General features: G+C 71.2%; 18 protein-coding genes and 1 pseudogene. 10 read left to right on the top strand and 9 right to left on the bottom strand.

What is annotated here, in order from left to right; translation table 11 throughout:
* Nucleotides 1–10: 10 nt before the first annotated feature.
* Nucleotides 11–1111: a mechanosensitive ion channel family protein gene (locus KCH48_RS23050; protein ID WP_210576598.1), complete on the bottom strand. Its 1101-nt coding sequence runs from the start codon at nucleotides 1109–1111 to the stop codon at nucleotides 11–13.
* Between the two features lie 318 nt (nucleotides 1112–1429).
* On the opposite strand from KCH48_RS23050, the gene KCH48_RS23045 reads away from it, so the two are divergent.
* A complete protein-coding gene (locus KCH48_RS23045; protein ID WP_210576597.1) occupies nucleotides 1430–1969 on the top strand; it encodes an HNH endonuclease in 540 nt (179 codons plus the stop codon).
* 103 nt (nucleotides 1970–2072) lie between these two features.
* Here KCH48_RS23045 and KCH48_RS23040 read toward each other — a convergent pair whose 3' ends face one another.
* The 3 genes from KCH48_RS23040 to KCH48_RS23030 all read right to left on the bottom strand — a co-directional run bounded on the left by KCH48_RS23040 (nucleotide 2073) and on the right by KCH48_RS23030 (nucleotide 4709).
* On the bottom strand, nucleotides 2073–3422 hold the full coding sequence (locus tag KCH48_RS23040; RefSeq protein WP_210576596.1) for an FtsX-like permease family protein: 1350 nt from the start codon (nucleotides 3420–3422) through the stop codon (nucleotides 2073–2075).
* 70 nt (nucleotides 3423–3492) lie between these two features.
* The gene (locus KCH48_RS23035; protein WP_210576595.1) at nucleotides 3493–4179 is read right to left on the bottom strand and encodes an ABC transporter ATP-binding protein; all 687 of its coding nucleotides are present in this window, start codon (nucleotides 4177–4179) and stop codon (nucleotides 3493–3495) included.
* Nucleotides 4176–4709 (bottom strand): PadR family transcriptional regulator, encoded by a 534-nt coding sequence (locus KCH48_RS23030; protein WP_210576594.1) that lies wholly within the window; start codon nucleotides 4707–4709, stop codon nucleotides 4176–4178. Before KCH48_RS23030 ends, KCH48_RS23035 begins: the two co-directional genes overlap by 4 nt.
* A gap of 229 nt (nucleotides 4710–4938) precedes the next feature.
* On the opposite strand from KCH48_RS23030, the gene KCH48_RS23025 reads away from it, so the two are divergent.
* From KCH48_RS23025 to KCH48_RS23015, 3 genes are all read left to right on the top strand, one after another.
* Nucleotides 4939–5214, top strand: coding sequence for a hypothetical protein (locus KCH48_RS23025; protein ID WP_210576593.1), 276 nt, complete (start codon nucleotides 4939–4941; stop codon nucleotides 5212–5214).
* 98 nt (nucleotides 5215–5312) lie between these two features.
* On the top strand, nucleotides 5313–7406 hold the full coding sequence (gene malQ / locus KCH48_RS23020; protein ID WP_210576592.1) for a 4-alpha-glucanotransferase: 2094 nt from the start codon (nucleotides 5313–5315) through the stop codon (nucleotides 7404–7406).
* Between the two features lie 77 nt (nucleotides 7407–7483).
* Nucleotides 7484–7777: a hypothetical protein gene (locus KCH48_RS23015; RefSeq protein ID WP_210576591.1), complete on the top strand. Its 294-nt coding sequence runs from the start codon at nucleotides 7484–7486 to the stop codon at nucleotides 7775–7777.
* A gap of 97 nt (nucleotides 7778–7874) precedes the next feature.
* Here KCH48_RS23015 and KCH48_RS23010 read toward each other — a convergent pair whose 3' ends face one another.
* Complete coding sequence (locus KCH48_RS23010) at nucleotides 7875–8459, bottom strand: TetR family transcriptional regulator (protein WP_210576590.1); 585 nt, start codon at nucleotides 8457–8459, stop codon at nucleotides 7875–7877.
* Between the two features lie 143 nt (nucleotides 8460–8602).
* Between KCH48_RS23010 and KCH48_RS23005 the strand changes: the two genes are divergently transcribed.
* Nucleotides 8603–10060, top strand: coding sequence for an FAD-dependent monooxygenase (locus tag KCH48_RS23005; protein ID WP_210576589.1), 1458 nt, complete (start codon nucleotides 8603–8605; stop codon nucleotides 10058–10060).
* 92 nt (nucleotides 10061–10152) lie between these two features.
* Here the strand turns inward: KCH48_RS23005 and pepN are convergent, their stop codons facing one another.
* Nucleotides 10153–12723 carry an aminopeptidase N gene (gene pepN / locus KCH48_RS23000; RefSeq protein ID WP_210576588.1) on the bottom strand — a complete coding sequence of 857 codons (2571 nt, stop codon included), beginning with the start codon at nucleotides 12721–12723 and terminating at the stop codon, nucleotides 10153–10155.
* A gap of 120 nt (nucleotides 12724–12843) precedes the next feature.
* Here pepN and KCH48_RS22995 point away from each other — a divergent pair, with 120 nt between their 5' ends.
* The gene (locus tag KCH48_RS22995) at nucleotides 12844–13323 is read left to right on the top strand and encodes a DUF1203 domain-containing protein (protein WP_210576587.1); all 480 of its coding nucleotides are present in this window, start codon (nucleotides 12844–12846) and stop codon (nucleotides 13321–13323) included.
* A gap of 136 nt (nucleotides 13324–13459) precedes the next feature.
* Here the strand turns inward: KCH48_RS22995 and KCH48_RS22990 are convergent, their stop codons facing one another.
* Nucleotides 13460–14479 (bottom strand): aspartate-semialdehyde dehydrogenase, encoded by a 1020-nt coding sequence (locus KCH48_RS22990; protein ID WP_210576586.1) that lies wholly within the window; start codon nucleotides 14477–14479, stop codon nucleotides 13460–13462.
* Between the two features lie 208 nt (nucleotides 14480–14687).
* Here KCH48_RS22990 and KCH48_RS22985 point away from each other — a divergent pair, with 208 nt between their 5' ends.
* Nucleotides 14688–15209 (top strand): sigma-70 family RNA polymerase sigma factor, encoded by a 522-nt coding sequence (locus KCH48_RS22985; RefSeq protein WP_210576585.1) that lies wholly within the window; start codon nucleotides 14688–14690, stop codon nucleotides 15207–15209.
* Nucleotide 15210: 1 nt separating this feature from the next.
* Nucleotides 15211–15957, top strand: a complete 747-nt coding sequence (locus tag KCH48_RS22980) for a hypothetical protein (RefSeq protein WP_210576584.1) — start codon at nucleotides 15211–15213, stop codon at nucleotides 15955–15957.
* 48 nt (nucleotides 15958–16005) lie between these two features.
* Here the strand turns inward: KCH48_RS22980 and KCH48_RS22975 are convergent, their stop codons facing one another.
* Both KCH48_RS22975 and KCH48_RS22970 read right to left on the bottom strand, forming a co-directional pair.
* On the bottom strand, nucleotides 16006–19293 hold the full coding sequence (locus tag KCH48_RS22975) for a S8 family serine peptidase (protein ID WP_210576583.1): 3288 nt from the start codon (nucleotides 19291–19293) through the stop codon (nucleotides 16006–16008).
* Between the two features lie 229 nt (nucleotides 19294–19522).
* Nucleotides 19523–20053: a CGNR zinc finger domain-containing protein gene (locus KCH48_RS22970; RefSeq protein ID WP_210576582.1), complete on the bottom strand. Its 531-nt coding sequence runs from the start codon at nucleotides 20051–20053 to the stop codon at nucleotides 19523–19525.
* Between the two features lie 118 nt (nucleotides 20054–20171).
* Here KCH48_RS22970 and KCH48_RS22965 point away from each other — a divergent pair, with 118 nt between their 5' ends.
* Together KCH48_RS22965 and KCH48_RS22960 are read left to right on the top strand one after the other, a co-directional pair.
* Nucleotides 20172–20615, top strand: coding sequence for a VOC family protein (locus KCH48_RS22965; protein WP_210576581.1), 444 nt, complete (start codon nucleotides 20172–20174; stop codon nucleotides 20613–20615).
* Nucleotides 20616–20617: 2 nt separating this feature from the next.
* A pseudogene (locus KCH48_RS22960) lies at nucleotides 20618–20973 on the top strand (pyridoxamine 5'-phosphate oxidase family protein); the annotation flags it as partial.

Genomic DNA, 20973 nt, shown 5'->3' with positions numbered 1-20973 from the left:
CGCGCGACGCCTACTTCGTCGCGCTCGGCGGAGTGAGCGGTGTGGCCGCCGAAGCCTGCGGGGACGACGTGTTCGAGTAGACCGACGGGGCCGCCATGCCCGCGGTCGGGTCGGCGGGCGACTCGCCGTCCGGCTGGACCGGGAGGCCGCCGACGATGCGGATGTCCTCGGCGTCGAAGGCGCGCTTGATGCGCCAGCGGAGTTCGCGTTCGACGGTGAGGGACTTGCCGGGCATGGTCTTGGCGGAGACGCGGACGACCATCGAGTCCAGCAGGACGCTGTCCAGGCCCAGGATCTCGACCGGGCCCCAGAGCATCTCGTTCCAGGGGTCTTCCTTGCTCATCTCCTCGCCGACCCGGGTGAGGACCGCCTTGACCCGGTCCAGGTCCTCCGACGGGTGGACGGTGACGTCGACGCCGGCCGTGGCCCAGCCCTGGGACAGGTTGCCGATGCGCTTGACCTCGCCGTTGCGGACGTACCAGATCTCGCCGTTGTCGCCGCGCAGCTTGGTGACGCGCAGGCCGACCTCGATGACCTCGCCGGAGGCGACGCCCGCGTCGACGGTGTCGCCGACGCCGTACTGGTCCTCGAGGATCATGAAGACGCCGGAGAGGAAGTCCGTGACGAGGTTGCGGGCGCCGAAACCGATCGCGACGCCCGCGACACCGGCGGAGGCCAGCAGCGGGGCGAGGTTGATCTCGAAGGTGGCGAGGACCATCAGGCCCGCGGTGCCCATGATCAGGAAACTGGCCACCGAGCGGAGCACCGAGCCGATCGCATGGGAGCGCTGGCGGCGGCGCTCCACATTGACCAGCAGACCGCCCAGCGCCGTGCCGTCGACCGCCTGGGCGGTGCGGTTCATGCGCTCGATCAGCTTGGTGATCGCCCGGCGCACCGCCACTCTCAGCACCGCCGCGATCACCAGGATCAGCAGGACTCTGAGGCCGATCGCGAGCCAGGTGGACCAGTTCTGCTCGACCCAGCCCGCGGCATTGGTCGCGCTCTCCTGCGCGTCCTGGAGCGAGGGGACCGCCGGGGGCGTCGTCTGTGAGGGAGACGGCGACGGCGAGGGCGACGAACCGGCGGCCAAGAGGACGGCGGACAGGGACACGGCAGGTACCTCCAGGTGCAGCGGTCCGCCCGCCGGCAGGCAGTAAAGATCACAAGAAGGTCACCGGACGGGCAGGCTCACCACACTATCGGGGCATTGTGTGTGGATCGTTGCGGTGTTCGAGGGAGGAGAGGTGCTCCGCCGGGGATGAACTGGTGGGATGAACCGCCCGTGATCCTGGGGATGATTCAAGATGTGGTCGAAAACACTCCCAGCCCGTTACCGGGACATGGTGGCGCTTCCACCAGGCATGAGGGGAGACTGACTACAGATCGTCCCGGCGCGAGCCACGCGCCGCCGACGCACAAGGAGGCATCCGTGCCGCATGTCCTGGTCCTGAACGCGTCGTACGAGCCGCTCGGCGTCGTACCGCTCCGCCGCGCGCTCGTCCTCGTCCTCGAAAACAAGGCCGTATGCCTCGAGGAGTCCGGCGCCTTTATGCACAGCGCAACTGTCACAGTCCCCGCACCAAGCGTGGTCCGGCTCAAGCGATTCGTCCGGGTTCCCTATCGGGGGCCCGTTCCTCTGACCCGGCGGGCGCTCTTCGCGCGCGACGGGGGCCGGTGCATGTACTGCGGTGGCGTCGCAACCAGCGTCGACCACGTCATCCCGCGCAGCCGCGGGGGCAAGCACGTCTGGGACAACGTGGTGGCGTCCTGCCGCCGCTGCAACCATGTGAAGGCCGACCGGCATCTCTTCGAGATCGGCTGGCGGCTGCGCCACAAACCCGCTCCGCCCTCCGGCCTGGCCTGGCGCATCATCGGGACGGGCCATAGGGATCCGCGCTGGCTGCCGTACTTGCAGCCGTTCGGCGCGGACGACGCCCTGGCCCGGATCGACGGCGCTATTTCCGCCTGACGATCCGGGCTTTCGCATTGCCCCGGCCGCTTTCGCACGGCCGGGCATGCGGCACGCCTTCCGCCGGTCCCGAGGGTCCCCCGCGCCCCCAGGACCGGAAGCCTCACGTGTAGCGCAGCTCCCCGGGGTGCGCCGAGCGGCGCAGCAGGGGCAGCGAGGTGGCCGCCGCCAGCAGGCACGTCGCGTACACCGCGAGCGGGACCAGCAGGGCCGCGACCGAGGACGGGGCGAGCACGTCGCCGACGATCCCGCCGTATCCGACACCGATCGCCAGGCCGCCGAGCCCCGCCAGGAGCAGCGCGGGCGCGAGCGGCAGCGCCGTCTCCAGGAGCAGCGCCCGGCCGAGCACCGCCCGCGGCACCCCGGCGGCGGTCTGCGCGGCCAGTCCCCGGCGCCGGGTGGCCAGTGACTCGGCGGTGCCGACGGCCAGCGCGCACAGCGTGATCGCGAGGGCGACGAGGATCGCGGCGGCCGTGAGGTTCAGGCCCGTCTCGTAGAAGGACATGTTCTCGGCCGGGTACTCCATGCCATGCAGATGGGCGAGCAGCCCCTGCCGGACGCCTACGAAGCCCGTGCCCACGACCGTCACCAGGAGCACCGCCGCATGCGTACGGGCCGCCGCCCACGGGTCGTCGCGCAGCCGCTCCGCCGCGATCAGCACGGCCGGGCTTTCCGTCCGGGCGGCGAGGTACCGGCCGGTCAGCCGGGCCGTGAACCCCGAGAGCCACACCGAGACCACCCCGACCAGCACCACCGCGGCGACCACCGTCAGCGGGACCATCGCGAACCCGATGAGGGGATTGTCCCGGTACGGCGTGAGGGCCGTCAGCAGCACCAGGACGGCGAACGTCGGCACGATCACCGCCAGCACGAGCCCCGGCCGTGGCGTGGTCCGCACCCGGCGCACCCACCCCAGCGGCGAGGTGATCACCCGGCGCAGCGCCAGCGCGCTCACCAGCGCACCGAGCACCGGCACGGCGACGGCGACCAGCACGAATGCGGCCCAGACGGTGCCCGGCGGCTCCTTCCACTCCCCGAGGACGAACGCAACGGAGGCGAGTACGGCGATCACCGACCCCACCAGACAGGCCAGCCCGGCCTCCAGCGCGGCGATCCGCCGCACCTGTCCCGGCGCGGCCCCCGCGAGCCGCAGCGCCGCCAGCCGCCGGTCGCGGTGCACGGCACCGACCCGGGCGCACTGCCCGAGGAACCCGAGTACGGGGATCAGCAGGAGCACCAGCGCGAAGACCACGCCCGTCCGCTCGCCGGGCTGATTCAGCAGCCCGTTGCCGAACGACACGACGTACTGCCCCTCGATGGACGCTATCGCCACGGCCGCCAGCCCGAACCCGGTGGCCAGCCCCGCCCCCACCGCCGTCAGCCCCGCCCGCCACCACTCCCGCCGGTTCGAGCCTCGGGTCAGCAGCCAGGCCAGCCGCAGATCGGCGTTCATGCGGTCACCTCCAGTGCGGTCGCAGTCACGCCGCTCGGGCGTACTCGGCGGATGGTCCGCAGGTAGGCCGTCATGCCGTCACCTCCAGCGGGCTCATGGTGCCGTCGCTCAGCCGTACCTCGCGGTCCGCGTACGCCGCTGTCTGGGCGTCGTGGGTGATCAGCAGGACGGCCGTGTCCGACTCGCGGGCCGTGTGGGTCAGGGCCGTCATCACCTGCTCGCTCGCGAGGGAGTCCAGCGCGCCGGTCGGCTCGTCCGCGAAGACCACCTTCGGGCCGGTGACCAGGGCCCGGGCGAGCGCCGCCCGCTGTGCCTGCCCACCGCTCATCTCGCCGGGCCGAAGCCCCTCCTGCCCCCGCACCCCGAACCGCTCCAGCCACTCGCCGGCCCGCTCCTGGGCGTCCTTGCGGGCGGTCCCGGCCAGCATCAGCGGCAGGGCGACATTGTCGAGCGCGGTCAGCTCCGGGATGAGCTGCCCGAACTGGAAGACCACGCCGAAGTCGGTACGGCGCAGCTCGCTCAGCCGCTTCTCGGAGAGCGTGTCCAGCCGCTGTCCGTCGTACGTCACCACGCCCTCGTCCGGGCGGACCAGCCCCGCCAGACAGTGCAGCAGCGTCGACTTCCCGCTGCCGCTGGCGCCGGTCACGGCGAGGATCTCGCCGGCGTGCAACGCGACCGAGGCGCCGCGCAGGGCCGGCGTGCTGCCGTGCGCCTTCGCCAGGTCATGGGCCGCCAGGAGCGGCACTGGGTTGCTCATGCTGCGTCGACCTCCGCGGTCAGGGTGGTGAGCCGGGCCGCCGTCGTGGTCATCCAACGGAGGTCGGCGTCAAGGTGGTTGAGGGCGTAGTCGGCCGAGAGCACGGTCGCGAGATCGGCGCCCGGAGCGGTCTTGACCGCCGTGAGCTCACGCATCCGCTCCATGTGTGCGGCGCGTTGGGCGCGCAGGTAGGTCTCCGGATCGCCGCCGGACAGGATCGCGACGACGACCTTGGCGAAGATCTCGTTCGTCACGAAGGGCGCGGGCGGGGTGATCTCGGCCGCCCACTTGGCGAGTTCACGCGCACCGTCGTCCGTCGAGCGGTACGTCGTGCGCTCCGGACCGCCGTCCGAGTCGGTGCCGTCGACCTCGGCGAGGCCGTCGCGGACCAGGCGCTGGAGGGTCGTATAGACCTGCCCGTAGGCGAGCGGACGGGCCTGCGGAAAGCGTTCGTCGTGGCGTCGCTTGAGGTCGTAGCCGTGGCTCGGTCCCGTCGCGAGCAGTCCCAGGAGGATGTGGCGGGTGCTCATGGGAACCAGTATGCACCCGCTACATGTACTGAGTGAATAGTGATCTGTGGATTCGCGGGAATCCATGGGATTCGCGGGAAGAAGTGCGGGGAGAAGTGCTGCGGTCGCACAGGATGTGTGTGATGAGGCGCACGTAGTCCGGCCGTGGACGTCTGGTCTCGCGTCCGTTGGGTAGGGCTGCGGTAACCCGTACGAAGCCTTACCCGCCGTACTCGACAAGGAGTTCCCCGTGGCCGCATCGGCACACCTTCTGCTCTCGGCCCTCTCCAAACAGGAGGCGGAGCCGTCCGCCGCATCCGATCTGCACCTGTGCGTCTTCAGCGCGGAGGGCGCCTGCGCCGAGGCGCCGCTGACCAGCGAACCCCCGCTGCCGGACGCGGAACCCCTGACCAGCGAGCCGCCGCTCGCCGACGCCGCCCCGCTGACCAGCGAGTCCGACGCCTACCCGGACACGCCGGCCGGCGAGTTCGACGCCTACTCGGACACCTTCCGCCCGGAGTGGTAGATGCCCCCCGGAGTGGTAGATGTCCCGGGAGTGGTGGATGTCCCCGGAGGGGTAGATGTCCACCGGACACTTCGGACCCTTCCCACGCGGAGCCGTAGATGACAGCACCCCGGTCGGCCGCGGCCCCCGACGAGGATCTCTCCCGGCTCGCCGCGCTGCACGGCGTCGCCCCGTCCTACAGCCCGTCGCCCGACCGCACCGTCACCGCGTCGGCCGCCGCGCTCACCCGGGCGCTGGCCGCGCTCGGTGTCGACGCGAGCAGTCCCGGGGCCGTCCGCGCCGCGCTCGCCGCCCGGGAACGGGAGCTGAGCGAACGGCTGCTGCCGCCGACGGTGGTGTGCTGGAGCGGCAGCGTGCCCGCCGCGCTCGCCGGCCTCCCGGCGGGCACCCGGCTGCGGATCGAGACCGAGCAGGGCGAGACCCGCGCCGCCGCCGAGCAACTCCCGCCCGGAGTACACCGGTTGACCGCGACCGCCCCCGACGGCCGCACCGCCCGCGTCCACCTGGTCGTCGCCCCGCCCCGGCTGCCCACGCCGCCCGGACGCTCGTACGGCCTCCTCGTCCAGCTCTACTCCCTGCTCTCCCGGCGCTCCTGGGGCATGGGCGACCTCGGTGACCTCGCCGAGCTGGCTGCCTGGGCCGGGCGGGCGCTCGGCGCCGGATTCGTGCAGGTCAACCCGCTGCATGCGGCCGTGCCCGGCACGCCCACCGACCCGTCCCCCTACCGGCCCTCCTCCCGGCGCTTCCCCGACCCGGTGCATCTGCGGGTCGAGGACATCCCCGAGTTCGCGTATGTGGACGGGCGGGAGCGGGTGCGGGGGCTGCTGGAGCGGGCGGCGCGACTGCGGGAATCGGTGCTGGAGAAGGGGGAGTTGATCGACCGGGACGCGGTGTGGGCGCTGAAGCGGGAGGCGCTGGAGCTGGTGCGGGAGGTGCCGCTCGGGCCGGGGCGGCAGGCCGCGTACGCCGACTTCCTCGCCGAGCAGGGCGAGGCCCTGGAGGACCACGCCACCTGGTACGCCCTGGCCGAGGTGCACGGCCCGGACTGGCGCGGCTGGCCCGCGGGCCTGCGTGACCCCCGCTCGACGGAAACCGCCCGCGCCCGGGGCGAGTTGATGGACCGCGTCGACTTCCACTGCCGGCTCGCCTGGCTCACCGACGCCCAGCTCGCCGCCGCGCAGCGCGCCGCGCGGGAGGCGGGCATGCCGGTCGGGATCGTGCACGATCTGGCGGTCGGCGTGCACCCTGAGGGCGCGGACGCCTGGGCGCAGCAGCGGTACTTCGCGGCCGGGATGTCGGCCGGCGCGCCGCCGGACGCCTTCAACGCCCGCGGCCAGGACTGGGGGCTGCCGCCCTGGCGGCCGGACCGGCTGGCCGAGTCGGGCTACGCCCCCTTCCGCATGCTCCTGAAGGCCCTGTTCCGCTACGCCGGCGCCCTGCGCATCGACCACGTCATGGGCTTGTTCCGGCTCTGGTGGGTGCCGGAAGGGCTGCCGCCGACGGAGGGCACCTACGTCCGTTACGACGCCGAGGCCATGCTGGCGATCCTGGTCCTTGAGGCGTCCCGCGCCGGGGCCGTGGTGATCGGCGAGGACCTGGGCACCGTAGAGCCCGGGGTCCGCGAGACGCTGCGTGAGCGCGGGGTGCTCGGCACGTCGGTCCTGTGGTTCGAACGGGACTGGGAGGGCGACGGCCGTCCCCTGCCCCCCGACCGGTGGCGCGCCGACTGCCTCGCCACCGCCACCACCCACGACCTCCCCCCGACCGCCGCCCGCCTCACCGGCGACCACGTCGAACTCCGCGACCGCCTCGGCCTGTTGACGTGCCCCGTCGACGAGGAGCGGGCGGAGGCCGCCGCCGACACGGGGGAGTGGCTGACACTGCTCGCCCAGCTGGGTCTCCTGCAGGGGACCAGCGGAGGCCTCGGCGCGTCCGCCGAAGAGGCCGAGGTCCAGGCCGTCCACCGCTATCTGCTCCGCACCCCGGCCCGCATGATCGGCATCTGGCTGCCGGACGGGGTCGGCGACCGCCGCCCGCAGAACCTGCCGGGTACGTGGGACCAGTACCCGAACTGGCGGCTTCCGGTGGCGGACGCGGAGGGCAGGCCGATGACACTGGAGGAGCTGGCGGGGTCGGCGCGGCTGCATGCGCTGGTGGAGGTGGTGCGGGCGTCCGGGGGGCGGCTGGCGTGAGGGTGGGTGGGTGCGGGGTTCGCCTCTTACGGCACCCCGGACGCGCGTCCCCGCCCGGCGTTGGATACTTTGGCTCCGTGGACAAGAAGAACGCCCTGCGCGCCGGCGCCCTGGCTGCCGGTACGACGCTGATGATGCTGCTCATGTCGTCCCCCGCGCTCGCGCTCACCCGCGACGACGGCGACGACCCCGGCCCGGGCCTGAGCGTCATCGAGACGCTGGGCCTGTTCGTCGTGGCCCCCCTCGCCCTCTTCGTGGTCATCGCCGGCCTGGTGATGGTCCTGGACAAGTCGCACGAGGCGCACCGGGTGACGACCCGCAACATCAAGACCCGGCCCAAGTCCAAGGCCGAGGCCGGCTCCAAGGCCTGACCGGGCTCCCCGAGGCTCTTTCGAGGGCGTCGACCCCGCCGCACGTACGCGCAGCCGTACGTGGGCGAGGTCGGCGCCTTTTCGCGTTCCCGGGGGGTCATGGACTCGGGGCCGTCAGATACCTCTGCACCGTCGGCCCCAGCCACGCCACGATCTCCTGCCGGCTGAGCGCCACGGTCGGGGGGAACTTCAGGACGTAGCGGGTCAGCGCCAGCCCGAGCATCTGCGTCGCCACCAGCCCGGCCCGTGCCGGGATCTGCTCGGGGTCGGGACAGGCGTAGCGGGCGACGGGCATGACCTGGTCCCGGAAGATGCCCTGCATCCGCTCGGCGCCCGCCTGATTGGTGGCGCCGACCCGCAGCAGGGCAGTGAGTTCCTCGTTCTCCTCCCACATCGTGAGGAAGTGCGTCACGAGGGACTCGCCGATGATCTGCCGGGGCAGAGCGGCGAACTCCGGCAACCGTAGATCGACGGAGACCGCCGCCGCGAACAGGCCTTCTTTGTTGCCGAAGTAGCGCATCACCATCGACGGATCGATGTTCGCGTCCTTGGCGATGGCGCGGATGGTGGCCCGCTCGTATCCGTCGGTCGCGAAGCGCTCGCGGGCGGCGGCGAGGATCGCGGTACGGGTGGCGTCGGAGCGGCGGGGCGGGGCGGGGGCGGGGGGCTTGCTGTCGGTCATGCCAACAAACGTAGGCCAACACGTGTTGACACGTCCAGGAGGCGGCTCTACGTTTGTCAACGAGCGTTGGTCAACAGTTGTTGGCAAACGGAAGTTGGCAAACAGACGTTGGCAAGCAAGCGTTGGCATCCAGGGAGGCCACCATGAACGGCACCGACACCGGAAACCGCCCCACCCCCTCCGTCATCGTCGTCGGCTCCGGCCCCACCGGCCTGCTCCTCGCCGGTGACCTCGCCACCGCCGGCGTCCCCGTCACCCTCCTCGAAAAGCGCCCCCACAAGATCAGCAACCTCTCCCGCGCCTTCGGAGTACACGCCCGCACCCTGGAGCAACTCGACGCCCGAGGCCTCGCCGACCCGCTGCTCGCCACCGGCGACACCATCACGGGCCTGCGCCTGTTCCGCCGCCTCTCACTCGACCTGGGCACGCTGCCGTCCCGCTTCCCGTTCCTGCTGATCACCCCGCAGTACGAGGTGGAGCGGCTGCTGGAGCGGCGGGCGCGCGAGGCCGGGGTGGAGTTCGCGTACGAGAGCGAGGTCGTCGGGCTGAGGCAGGACGAAGACGGCGTCGACCTCGACGTACGCGGCTCCGACGGCGAAGTCGTCACGCACCGCACGGCCTACGTCGTCGGCGCGGACGGCCATCACAGCGCCGTACGCCAGGCGATCGGCCTGCCCTTCCCCGGCGTCTCCGTCATCAAGTCCCTGCTCCTGGCGGACGTCAGGCTCGCCCAGCGGCCCGAAGGCGTACTCACCGTCAACGGCGCGGGCGACGCCTTCGCGATGATCGCGTCCTTCGGCGACGGCTGGTACCGCGTCATGGGCTGGAACAGTCGCAACGAGGCGGCCGACGACGCCCCGCTCGACCTCGACGAGATCAAGGAGGTCACCCGCCGCGCCCTCGGCACCGACTACGGCATGCATGACGCGCGCTGGCTCTCCCGTTTCCACAGCGACGAGCGCCAGGCGCCGGAGTACCGCGTCGGCCGGGTCTTCCTCGCCGGGGACGCCGCGCACATCCACTCACCGGCCGGCGGCCAGGGTATGAACACCGGCCTCCAGGACGCGGCCAACCTCGGCTGGAAGCTCGCCGCGGCCGTCCAGGGCTGGGCGCCCGCGGGCCTCCTCGACACCTACCAGGCCGAACGTCACCCCGTCGGCAAGGCGGTCCTGCGCAGCAGCGGCGGCCTGGTCCGGCTGGCCCGCGCCCAGAGCCCCGCACTGCGCGCCGTACGCACACTCGTCTCGGCCCTCGTCAACGTCGCCCGCCCCGCCCAGCGCAAGGCCCTGGCCCAGATCTCCGGCCTCGGCTACAAGTACCCCGCCCCCCGCGGCTCCCACCGCCTCACCGGCACCCGAGTCCCCGACATCGCCCTCAAGAGCGGCCGCCTCTACGAGGCCCTGCGCGGCGGCCGCTTCGTGCTGATCACGCCCGAGGGGTACGACGAGAGGGGCGCCCGCGAGGACCGGCTGGCCGTCGAGCACTGGGCAGGAGACCGCCGTACGACCGTGCTGGTGCGCCCCGACGGATACGCGGCCTGGGCCGCGGAGAACGCGGACGCGGCGACGGTCGAAACGGCGCTCGCCGCCCACGTGGGGTGATGCACCCGGGCCGACCATTCAGTAAGACGGAGGGCGCCCGGCATCATGCCGGGCGCCCTCCGCCGACGTACCAAGAAGTGACGTACGACGAACTACTGCACCGCGTCCGCTGCCTGCGCCTTGAGCGCCCGCTCCACGCCCGCCCGTGACTCCGAGATCAGCCGCCGCAGGGACGCGTTCGGCTCGGCGGAGGTCAGCCAGGTGTCTGTCTTGGCCAGGGTTTCCGGCGAGACCTGGATGGTCGGGTAGAGGCCGATGGCGATCTGCTGGGCGATCTCGTGGGAGCGGGACTCCCAGATGTCCTTGACGACCTCGAAGAACGTGTCGGCGTAGGGGGCCAGGAGCTCGCGCTGGTCGGTCTGGACGAAGCCCGAGATGACCGCTTCCTGGATGGCGTTGGGGAGCTTGTCGGAGTCGATGACCGATGCCCAGGCCTCGGCCTTCGCCTCCGGGGTGGGCCGGGCCGCGCGGGCGGTGGCCGCGTGGCGCTCGCCCGCCGCCGTCTTGTCCCGCTCGTACTCGCCCGCGATCTCCGCCTCGTCGAACCGGCCGACGGCGGCGAGCCGCTGGACGAACGCCCAGCGCAGCTCGGTGTCGACGGCCAGGCCCTCGATCGTCTGCGAACCGTCAAGGAGCGCCTCCAGCAGGTCCAGCTGCTCCGGCGTACGAGCCGTCGCCGCGAACGCCCGCGCCCACGCCAGCTGGTGGTCGCCGCCCGGCGCCGCCGACCGCAGATGGGCCAGCGTGGCGTCGGTCCAGCGGGTGAGCAGGGCCTCGCGGGCGGCGGGGTCGGCGTACATGTCGATCGCCAGCTTCACCTGGCGCTGCAGCGACTGCACGACACCGATGTCGGACTCCTTGCCGATGCCGGACAGCACGAGGGAGAGGTAGTCGCGGGTGGCGAGTTCCGCGTCCCGCGTCATGTCCCACGCCGACGCCCAGCACAGGGCGCGCGGCAGCGACGCCTCGAAGTCGCCGAGGTGGTCCGTGACGAAGGACAGCGACTGCTCGTCCAGGCGGACCTTCGCGTACGACAGGTCGTCGTCGTTGAGCAGGACCACGTCCGGAAGGCGCTTGCCCACCAGCTGCGGTACGGCCGTCAGTTCGCCGTCGACGTCCAGCTCGACGCGCTCGTCGCGGAGCAGCTTGCCGCTGTCGTCATCGAGGGCGTACAGGCCGACCGCGATGCGGTGCGGGCGCAGCGTCGGCTCGCCCTTGGCGCCCGCCGGGAGGGCCGGGGCCTCCTGGCGGATGCCGAAGGAGGTGATGACGCCGTTCGCGTCGGTCTCGATCTCCGGCCTCAACACATTGATTCCGGCCGTCTCCAGCCACAGCTTCGACCAGGTCTTCAGGTCGCGCCCGGAGGTCTCCTCCAGCGCGCCCAGCAGGTCCGACAGGCGTGTGTTGCCGTACGCGTGCGCCTTGAAGTACGCCTGTACGCCCCGGAAGAACTCGCCCATGCCGACGTACGCGACGAGCTGCTTGAGGACGCTCGCGCCCTTCGCGTACGTGATGCCGTCGAAGTTGACGAGCACGTCGTCGAGGTCGCGGATCTCGGCCATGATCGGGTGGGTCGAGGGCAGCTGGTCCTGGCGGTACGCCCACGTCTTCATGGAGTTGGCGAAGGTCGTCCAGGAGTGCGGCCAGCGCGATTCGGGGGAGTACGCCTGGCAGGCGATGGAGGTGTACGTGGCGAACGACTCGTTCAGCCACAGGTCGTTCCACCACTCCATGGTGACCAGGTCGCCGAACCACATGTGGGCCAGCTCGTGCAGGATCGTCTCCGCCCGCACCTCGTACGCGGCGTCGGTCACCTTCGACCGGAACACGTACTGGTCGCGGATCGTCACCGCGCCCGCGTTCTCCATCGCGCCCGCGTTGAACTCCGGCACGAACAGCTGGTCGTACTTCTTGAACGGATACGCGTAGTCGAACTTCTCCTGGAACCACTCGAAGCCCTGCCGCGTGACCTCGAAGATCGCGTCCGAGTCGAGGAACTCGGCGAGGGAGGGGCGGCAGTAGATGCCGAGCGGGACGGACTGCCCGTCCTTCTCGTACACGCTGTGCACGGAGTGGTACGGGCCGACGATGAGCGCCGTGATGTACGTCGAGATCCGCGGCGTCGGCTCGAAGACCCAGGTGTCGTCCTTGGGCTCCGGCGTCGGCGAGTTGGAGACGACCGTCCAGCCGCTCGGCGCCTTCACGGTGAACTGGAAGGCGGCCTTCAGGTCCGGCTGCTCGAAGGAGGCGAAGACCCGGCGGGCGTCCGGCACCTCGAACTGGGTGTAGAGATAGGCCTGGTTGTCGACCGGGTCGACGAACCGGTGCAGGCCCTCTCCGGTGTTGGTGTACGCGCAGTCGGCGACGACACGGAGGATGTTGCGGCCTTCCAGCAGCCCCGGCAGGGCGATCCGGGAGTCCTTGAACACCTCGTCGGCGTCCAGCGAGTCGCCGTTGAGCGTGATCTCGTGGACGGTCGGGGCGACCAGGTCGATGAAGGACTCCGCGCCGGTTTCGGCGACGTCGAAGCGCACCGTGGTCACGGACCGGTAGGTACCGCCCTCCTGCGCGCCGGAGAGGTCGAGATCGATCTCGTACGAGTCAACGGTGAGCAGCTTGGCTCGCTGCTGCGCCTCTTCGCGAGTCAGGTTGGTGCCAGGCACGCGGTCATCTCCTCGATATGGGTGGCTTCGGCGGTTCGGTCATCCTTCCACGGGACCTGCGAGTAACGCGATGTCCGGTTCCCGCCGGTGAGCGGGCCGGACACGCAGGACGCTGTCCGTATGACGACGACGTACATCGCACGACCCATCACCCCCGTGACCCTGAAGGAGCTGCGCTCTGCTGACGATGCGGGGCGCGAGATGGTTCCCGTGACCGACGAGGAGGGCGGGGCGCCGCTGCGCTGCTGTCTGCGCCGCAGCGAGCCGGGGGAGCGGATCGCCCTCGTCTCGTACGCCCCACTGCGCCGCTGGGCCGCCGAGACGGGGGCGGATCCCGGCGCGTACGACGAGCAGGGCCCGGTCTTCATCCACGCCGAGGAATGCCCCGGCCCCGACCCGGACGGCCATCCCTTCGCGCGCGCCCACCGCACCGTCCGGCGCTACTCGGCCGAGGGCCGCATCCTGGGCGGCGAGCTGGTCGACGCGGTCGACGACGAGGCCTTTCGGAAGGCGTTCGACGACCCGGCCGTGGCGCTGGTGCATGTGCGGGCCGTGGAGTACGGGTGCTTTCTGTACGAGGTGCGGCGCGCTTCGATGTGAGTGCCGCGATGTGTCGTTGGTCCGCTGCGGCGCCGTCGTGGCTGGTCGCGCAGTTCCCCGCGCCCCTTCGGGGCGCTTTTCCTCGGGTATGCGAAAGGGGCCGGCCACCCGTGAGTGACCGGCCCCGACGCAGGGACTACTTCCCGCTCAGCTCCGCCGCCACCAGCTCCGCGATCTGTACCGCGTTCAGGGCCGCGCCCTTGCGGAGGTTGTCGCTGGAGACGAAGAGGGCGAGGCCGTTGTCGACGGTTTCGTCGGTGCGGATGCGGCCGACGTACGACGGGTCCTGGCCGGCGGCCTGGAGGGGGGTCGGGATGTCGGAGAGCTTGACGCCCGGCGCGGCGGCCAGCAGCTCGGTGGCGCGCTCGGCGCTGATCGGGCGGGCGAAACGGGCGTTGACCTGGAGGGAGTGGCCGGAGAAGACCGGGACGCGGACGCAGGTGCCGGAGACCTTGAGGTCCGGGATCTCGAGGATCTTGCGGGACTCGTTGCGGAGCTTCTGCTCCTCGTCCGTCTCGTTCAGGCCGTCGTCGACGATCGAGCCCGCCAGGGGGAGGACGTTGAAGGCGATGGGGCGCTTGTAGACCTGCGGCTCGGGGAAGTCGACCGCCGAACCGTCGTGCGTCAGCTGGTCCGCGTCGGCGACCACCTTCTGCGCCTGCCCGTGCAGCTCCGCCACGCCCGCGAGACCCGAGCCGGAAACGGCCTGGTAGGTGGCGACGACCAGCGCCTCCAGCCCCGCCTCCGCGTGCAGCGGCTTCAGCACCGGCATCGCGGCCATCGTCGTGCAGTTCGGGTTGGCGATGATGCCCTTGGGCCGGTCGGCGATCGCGTGCGGGTTCACCTCGGACACCACCAGCGGTACGTCCGGGTCCTTGCGCCAGGCCGACGAGTTGTCGATCACGACCGCGCCCTGGGAGGCGACCTTCTCGGCCAGCGCCCTGGAGGTCGCGCCGCCGGCGGAGAACAGCACGATGTCCAGGCCGCTGTAGTCGGCGGTCGCCGCGTCCTCCACCGTCACGCCGTCCAGGGTCGTCCCCGCGGAGCGGGCCGAGGCGAACAGACGCAGCTCGGTGACCGGGAAGGCACGCTCCGTGAGGATCCTGCGCATGACCGTGCCGACCTGCCCGGTGGCTCCGACGATTCCGACCCTCACGGCGACTCCTTCTGCGTGTACGTACGTGTCTGCGGCTTTTCCATCATGCGGCCGACCCCGGTCCGCCTGTCCAATTCTTTGCGCTCCATGCCCGAGGAGTGGGACACCGGGCAGTGTGACGTACGCCTCGGGCAGATTTCCCGAGGATCCGCCGAACGTTTCCGTGCGCTGCGGCGTCGTAGAGGAAACGCGGTGAGGGGGGTGGCTTGTGCTGCGCAGAAAGGCCCGCCGTGACCAGGGGAACGATGACCCTCTGGACGCGGCTCAGGAACGCCGGGTGCGGGCGGTGCTCGCGCTGGGCGGTGTGCCGCAGACGGACCTGCCGGACGGGGTGCAGCAGGTCCGCCTGCGGCTGCTCGAGCGGGCGGCGAAGGGGTACGAGGCCCCGCGCGACGTCTCCGCATGGGCGGCCGTGGTCGCCTCCAACCTCGCCATGGACTGGCACCGCGCCAAGCGCCGCCAGGATCGGCTCGGCGAGCGCCTGGCCTCCCTGCGCCAGCTGGAGCACCCCTCCGGCGAGGACACCAGCGTGCTCTCCCTCGCCGTCGCCCAGGGCCTGGACGAGCTGCCCGACCCCCAGCGCCAGGTCCTCGTCCTGCGTTTCTACGCCGATCTGCCCGTCCGCTCGATAGCCGACGAACTCGGCATCCCGGAAGGCACGGTCAAGAGCAGGCTGCACACCGCGGTACGGGCACTGCGCGCCCGCCTGCACGAGGACGAGGTGGTGTGACATGACCGCCGAACACAACGGCGCCGACGCGCTGATGGCCGCGCTCACCGACGAGCCGCTGACGGACGAGGCCCGCGCGGACGCCGCCTTCATGACCGAGCACGAGTCGGCACTCGCCGATCTGGCGCTGCTGCGCGAGCAGTTGGGCGTCATCGGGGACGCGCTGGCCGCCGAGCCGGCGAAGAAGAAGGCCGAGAAACCCGCGCCTGCGGTACGGCAGCGGAGGCGCCGGACGCTGAGGCTCGCGCTGGGCGGGCTCGCGGTGGCGTGTGCCGCCTCGCTGTTCGCGGGGGTGGGGTGGCTTGCCGTGCAGTCCGGGTCGGGGACGACGGACGACAGCGGCTCGCTGGCGGACAGCAGCGGCTCGGACAGCGCGGCGAAGCCGGAGAACGGCGACTCGGGAAAGGCGGAGGACACGTCGAAGAGCCGTGCCGGCTACCTCGCCTGCGCCCGCCTCGTCGTCGAGGGCACGGTCACCGCCGTGGTGCCGGTCCCCGGCACCGCACAGGACCGCATCACCCTGGATGTCACCCGCTACTACAAGCCCGCCAAGGGCGAGGACGAGGTCGTCTTCGTCATGGACAAGGACGTCGACCCGCGCCTCCGCAACGGCGACCACGCCCTGATCGGCATCCCTCGGGGCGACGCCTCTCCCGACATATGGACGGTCGGGGAGAAGAAGATCGCCGGTGAGCGTGCCTGGATCACCAGGGCACTTCCCGAGTCCCGCACCCTCACCTGCGAATGAGAAAGGGGCGGGCGCCCGAAAGGACGCCCGCCCCAGCAGCCGTAACGACTACGGCGTGACCTTCTCGATCTTCACGCTGCCCACGCCCGCGACCGTGCCGCGCGCGTTGACCAGCTGGACCTGGCCGAAGAACTCACGGCCCTCCGGAGCGGCCGCCGCGGCGGTGACCTTCGCGGAGACGGTCGCCGAGGCTCCCGTACCGAGCTTCACCGGCGCGTCGTCGACGGTGACGCTGCCGAGGACGGTGGAGAAGAACACGTCCTGGTAGTCGTACGCCGTCGAACCGGCCGGCACCGAGTAGCCGATGACCTGGACGGTGTACGTACCGGCGGCCGGCTTCGGCACCGAGACGGACTCCTCCGAGTCACCGTCGGCCGAGCTGCCGACCTCGTCGCCGGCGGCGTCCAGGACCACCAGGTCCAGGTCGGCCGACGTGTCGGAGACGTTGCCGATGGCGACGTCCAGCGACGTGGCGCCCTCGGGCACCACGACCGTGCTGGTCTGGGTCGTGCCGTTGGCGATGGTCGGGCGGGCCGACTTCGACGAGCCGAGCGGGCCGCCGGCCAGCTTGCCGTCCAGGGCGGCGAACTTGTTGGTCGCCTTCCAGGACGCCTCGACCGGGGTGCCGACCTTGGCCTCGGGCACGGTCACGACCTCGGGGTCGAAGGCCGCGCCGTAGACGGCGACGTTCAGCTTGTACGGGTTGTCGAGCAGCGGCGACGTACGGCGCGTCTCGACCTCGATCTCCCAGACGCCGGCCTGCGGATCGGCGTACGAGCGCACGTCGGGGCGGCAGGGAGCGCTGTCCGGGTTGGTGTAGTTCGGGTAGCAGTTGATCGTCGACGTCGGGTCGACCGGAACGCCGTACGGGTGAATGGCGATGAACCGGGTCTGGCTCTTGCCCTTCAGCCCGCCGATCGCGACCTCCAGCGCCTTCGCGCCCTCGGGCACGGTCACGAAGTAGGACTTGCTGCTGTTGCGCTGCACCGAACCGGAGGCGGCGTAGCTGTACTTCAGCGGCGCCGAGACCACGACGGTGCTCATGGCCTGCTTGTCGACGCCCTCGGTCCGCGGGTCGTCGATCTCGAGGATCGCGCTCTTGATGCCCGCGCTCTTGGGGTTGGCCTGGACCTTGACGGTCACCGGCTGGTTCAGCGGCAGCTTGACGACGTCGGAGCCGACGATCTTGAAGGTGCCGCCCGCGTTGTTCTCGAAGTCCAGCTCGTGCGTCAGAGCCCGGTTCGCGCCGGACGTACGGGTGATCGTGACGTCGTACGTCTTCTTCTGGCCGGCCTTGAGGCCGCCCTCACGGTCGTACAGGCCGGTGCCGAAGCCCGGCGTCTTCAGCGCGAAGTCGATCGCGGTGTCGACCGGGGCCTTGACGGTGTAGTCGTGGGCGGTGGCGCCGTCCTTGATGGCGTCCCAGGCGTCCACGATGTCGATCAGGCCCGCGCCCTCCTCGTACGCCTGCACACCGGGGATGTGGTCGGCGGTCGAGTTCAGGGCGGTGCGCAGCTTCGCCGGGGTGAGGGCGATGCGCTTCTGCTTGGCGGCACTCAGCAGCAGTGCGCTCGCGCCCGCCGCCTGCGGGGACGCCATCGAGGTGCCCTGGAGCATGCCGTAGCCGGCCGGCAGCGAGTAGCCCGCCTCGGCGACCGGTGCGCCCGGCAGCCAGGTCTGGATGGTGTTGATCGCGGCACCGGGCGCGGAGAGCGTCGGCGCGAAGCCGCCGTCCTCACGCGGGCCGCGGGAGGAGAACGGCATCATCGCGTACGACTTCTGCACCGCGGAGCCGTAGTTGGCGGCCCACGTCTTCTTGGAGATCGTCGCGCCGACCGAGATGACCTTGTCGGCCAGGGACGGGTCGCCGATGGTGTTCGTGCCGGGGCCGGAGTTGCCCGCGGAGATCACCAGCTGCACGCCGTACTCGTCGATGAGGCGCGTGTACAGCTCGGCGCGCGCGTTGTTGCCGTCGTTGAGCGCGGGCAGGCCGCCGATCGACATGTTGACGATGTCGACGCCCCGCTTGGTGACGAGGTCGATCATGCCCTCGGTGAGCGCGACGTTGGTGCAACCGCCGGACCAGGTGCAGGCACGGGAGGAGACGAGCTTCGCGCCGGGAGCGGCGCCGTCCATCCTGCCGCCGAACAGGCCGTTGGCGGCGGTGATACCGGCGACGTGCGTGCCGTGCTCGGACTCGATGACACCGATGTTGACGAAGTCGGCCTTCGCGCCGGCCTCGTTGTAGACGACGTCCTTGCGGATCTCGATGACGAACGGCTGGCGCTCGGCGACCTCGGTGGCCGGGTTGTCGGTGCCGAAGTACCCGATCTGGAAGCCGTTCTTGTACGGCTTCATCGGGGTGTCGTCACCGAAGTCGTAGTTGTTGTTCAGGTCGACGCGGACCGTACCGGCCGCGGCGTCGTAGAGGACGCCCCACGAGTCGGTCTTGTCGCCGTCCCGGTTCGCGTCGCCCGCCGCGTCGCCGCCGGTGGTGTACGACTCCAGGAACGTGCTGATCCGGTACGAGCCCGCGGGCGCCGTCCAGGTCTTGCCGCCGTGGGTGAAGGTCGGACCGGACACCGAGGTGACCATCGGGCGCCAGGTGCGGTCGGCGTCCACGACCGGGTCGGTCGCCGTGACCCAGTCGACGATCTTGCGCTCGCCGGTGGTGGTCTTCCGCAGCGCCGGGTGACCGAGGTCCACGCCCGAGTCCAGGATGCCGATGGTGATACCGCGGCCGTCCGACTTCGGGTTCTTCGCCACGAAGTCGACGGCGCCCGTCTCGAAGGACGGGTTGTACGGGTTCTCGGCGGGGGTCTTCTTGTTCGGGGCCGGGTAACTGCCCGTGGCCTTCGCGCTCTTGGTGGTGTGCGCGCTCGGCGTCGGGTCGTCGAGGGGTATCTCCTCGCGCAGGTCGATGCCGTGCACGGAGGACAGCTTCGTGGCGGCGGCGATGGCCGAGTCCGCCTTCGCGGTGGGCACGGTGGCCCGGACGTAGCCGAGCTTGTCGTACGTACGGCCCACCAGGCCGCCCTTGACCGCGTCGAGCTGCTCGGCGACCTGCTCGGTCTTGCCGGGAGCCGTGGCCACCATCATCGTGACCGTCTTGACGCCGTCGGCCTTCGCCTCGGCGAGCAGATCGGCGTCGTCCGAACCGAGCTTGTCGTGGGCGGACTTGACGGTGGGATCGGCCGTGGGGGCGGCCTGTTCGGCGGACATGGCCATGGGTATCGGCCCGGCCGCGGAGAGCGCGGCGACGAGACCCGCGGCCACGGCTATGCGGGCCACATGTCTTGCACCCGATATCGGATCGCGCTGGGGGTTGAGCGTCATCGGCATCCCTTGTAGGTAAAGGAACGAGCGTGGCGCGACCGGGCCGGTCAACCCCGGTCACGTTGGTCCGGAATGCGACCCCGGACGATCGCACAGTTTTACGCAAGGGGCGGATGTTTGGGGAGTGTTGACCGAAACGATATGCATGTATGGGGAAAACCCGCGATGGCCTTTACGGGTATACGTCCCGAACGGGGCCAAGTCGCCCACCCGTTCAGGCCGGGGCCCTTCAGGCTTCCTTCGACCGCGCGTAATGCCGGGACGCCTTCGCCCGGTTGCCGCAGGCCGCCATCGAGCACCAGCGCCGTGTGCCGTTCCGTGACGTGTCGAAGAAGTGCAGGATGCAGGCGCCGTGGGCGCAGCGCCGGATCCGGTCCGGCGCGGTGGCCAGCAGTTCAAGGTAGTTGCGCGCGGCGAGCCAGGCGGGCCCCCAGGAGCCGTCCCGGAACTCGGGCAGCTCTCCGGGACCTTCGGCGCTGAGCGTCGCCCGGATCCTCCCGTGCGCGAGCACGGCGTCGACGGCCGCGGCACCTTCGGCGAGCGATCCGTCGACCACCGCGGCCAGCGCGTCGCGCGCCTGGAGGACGTGCCGGAGCGTCGCGGCATCGGCGTCGGCGTCGAGCCGGTTCGCCGCGAGCCAGACCGCGAGCCCGTCGGTGTCGGTCAGCAGGTCCTGCACGGCGCCCTCCCGCATCCACCGCGTGTTGAGCAGGTCGAGGGAGAGCGGTTCGCCGGTGAGCGGGCGGGGGTCGGCGGACATGAGGTGGCTCCCTTCTCTGCTAACCGCTCAAGAGTACGTGAGCGGTTTGACCCGCCCGAGCCTAACCTCTAATCTCAATATCAAGGGTTAGATCTCAGATCTGCTGAAGGGGACAGCCATGACTTTGCGCACCGGCCACCTGGGCCTGAACGTCATCGACCTCGACCGCTCGCTCGCCTTCTACCGGGACGTCCTGGGCTTCGGCCTGATCGCGGAGGGCAAGGAGGACGACCGGCGGTACGCGTTCCTGGGCGCGGACGGACACCTCGTCCTCACCCTCTGGCAGCAGGCGCGGCAGCCGTACGACAGCGAGCGGGCGGGCCTGCATCACCTCGCCCTCGAAGCGGACTCGATCGAGCAGGTCAGGGAGTACGAGACGGCCCTGCGGGCGTACGGCGTGGACTTCGCGTACGACGGTGTCGTGGCCCACAGTGAGGGCGCGGGCTCCGGCGGCATCTTCTTCCACGACCCCGACGGCACCCGTCTGGAGATCTCGGTGCCGAGCGGCGCGGAAGGCGCCCCCGCCCCGAACTCGTCGGCGCCGACCTGCGGTTTCTTCTAGTCATGGGCGTCTATCACGAGGGCTCGCGCGCCGTGCAGGAACGCGTCGGCGTCCGCGACCTCGCCGACCACGTCGGCCGGTCCGTCGGCGAGGGCATCAAACCGGTGGCCGCCGCCTTCCTCGAACTCCAGCCGCTGCTGATGCTGGGTGCGGCCGACCCGGCGACCGGCAGGGTATGGGCCTCGGCGCTCGCCGGAACCCCCGGCTTCGTACGGGCCACGGGACCACGCCAGATCTCGGTCACCGCCGCGCCCCGCCCCGCCGACCCCCTCGCCCCCGCCCTCACCACCCCCGGCACCCCCGTCGGCACCCTCGCCCTCGACCCCCGCACCCACCCCCCCCCCCCCCCCCCCCCCGC

This window comes from Streptomyces sp. GESEQ-4 (genome assembly GCF_017948455.1).
Classification (GTDB): domain Bacteria; phylum Actinomycetota; class Actinomycetes; order Streptomycetales; family Streptomycetaceae; genus Streptomyces.
The sequence above is the reverse complement of the archived record's forward strand: the minus strand, read 5'-3'. Positions and strand labels throughout refer to the sequence as shown.

Bases quoted from the DNA above. Each gene is read 5' to 3' on its own strand.
- KCH48_RS23040 (WP_210576596.1), bottom strand. From the start codon at position 3,422: ATGAACGCCGATCTGCGGCTGGCCTGGCTGCTGACCCGAGGCTCGAAC.
- KCH48_RS23035 (WP_210576595.1), bottom strand. From the start codon at position 4,179: ATGAGCAACCCAGTGCCGCTCCTGGCGGCCCATGACCTGGCGAAGGCG.
- KCH48_RS23030 (WP_210576594.1), bottom strand. From the start codon at position 4,709: ATGAGCACCCGCCACATCCTCCTGGGACTGCTCGCGACGGGACCGAGC.
- malQ (WP_210576592.1), top strand. From the start codon at position 5,313: ATGACAGCACCCCGGTCGGCCGCGGCCCCCGACGAGGATCTCTCCCGG.
- KCH48_RS23010 (WP_210576590.1), bottom strand. From the start codon at position 8,459: ATGACCGACAGCAAGCCCCCCGCCCCCGCCCCGCCCCGCCGCTCCGAC.
- KCH48_RS23005 (WP_210576589.1), top strand. From the start codon at position 8,603: ATGAACGGCACCGACACCGGAAACCGCCCCACCCCCTCCGTCATCGTC.
- KCH48_RS22995 (WP_210576587.1), top strand. From the start codon at position 12,844: ATGACGACGACGTACATCGCACGACCCATCACCCCCGTGACCCTGAAG.
- KCH48_RS22980 (WP_210576584.1), top strand. From the start codon at position 15,211: ATGACCGCCGAACACAACGGCGCCGACGCGCTGATGGCCGCGCTCACC.
- KCH48_RS22975 (WP_210576583.1), bottom strand. From the start codon at position 19,293: ATGACGCTCAACCCCCAGCGCGATCCGATATCGGGTGCAAGACATGTG.
- KCH48_RS22970 (WP_210576582.1), bottom strand. From the start codon at position 20,053: ATGTCCGCCGACCCCCGCCCGCTCACCGGCGAACCGCTCTCCCTCGAC.
- KCH48_RS22965 (WP_210576581.1), top strand. From the start codon at position 20,172: ATGACTTTGCGCACCGGCCACCTGGGCCTGAACGTCATCGACCTCGAC.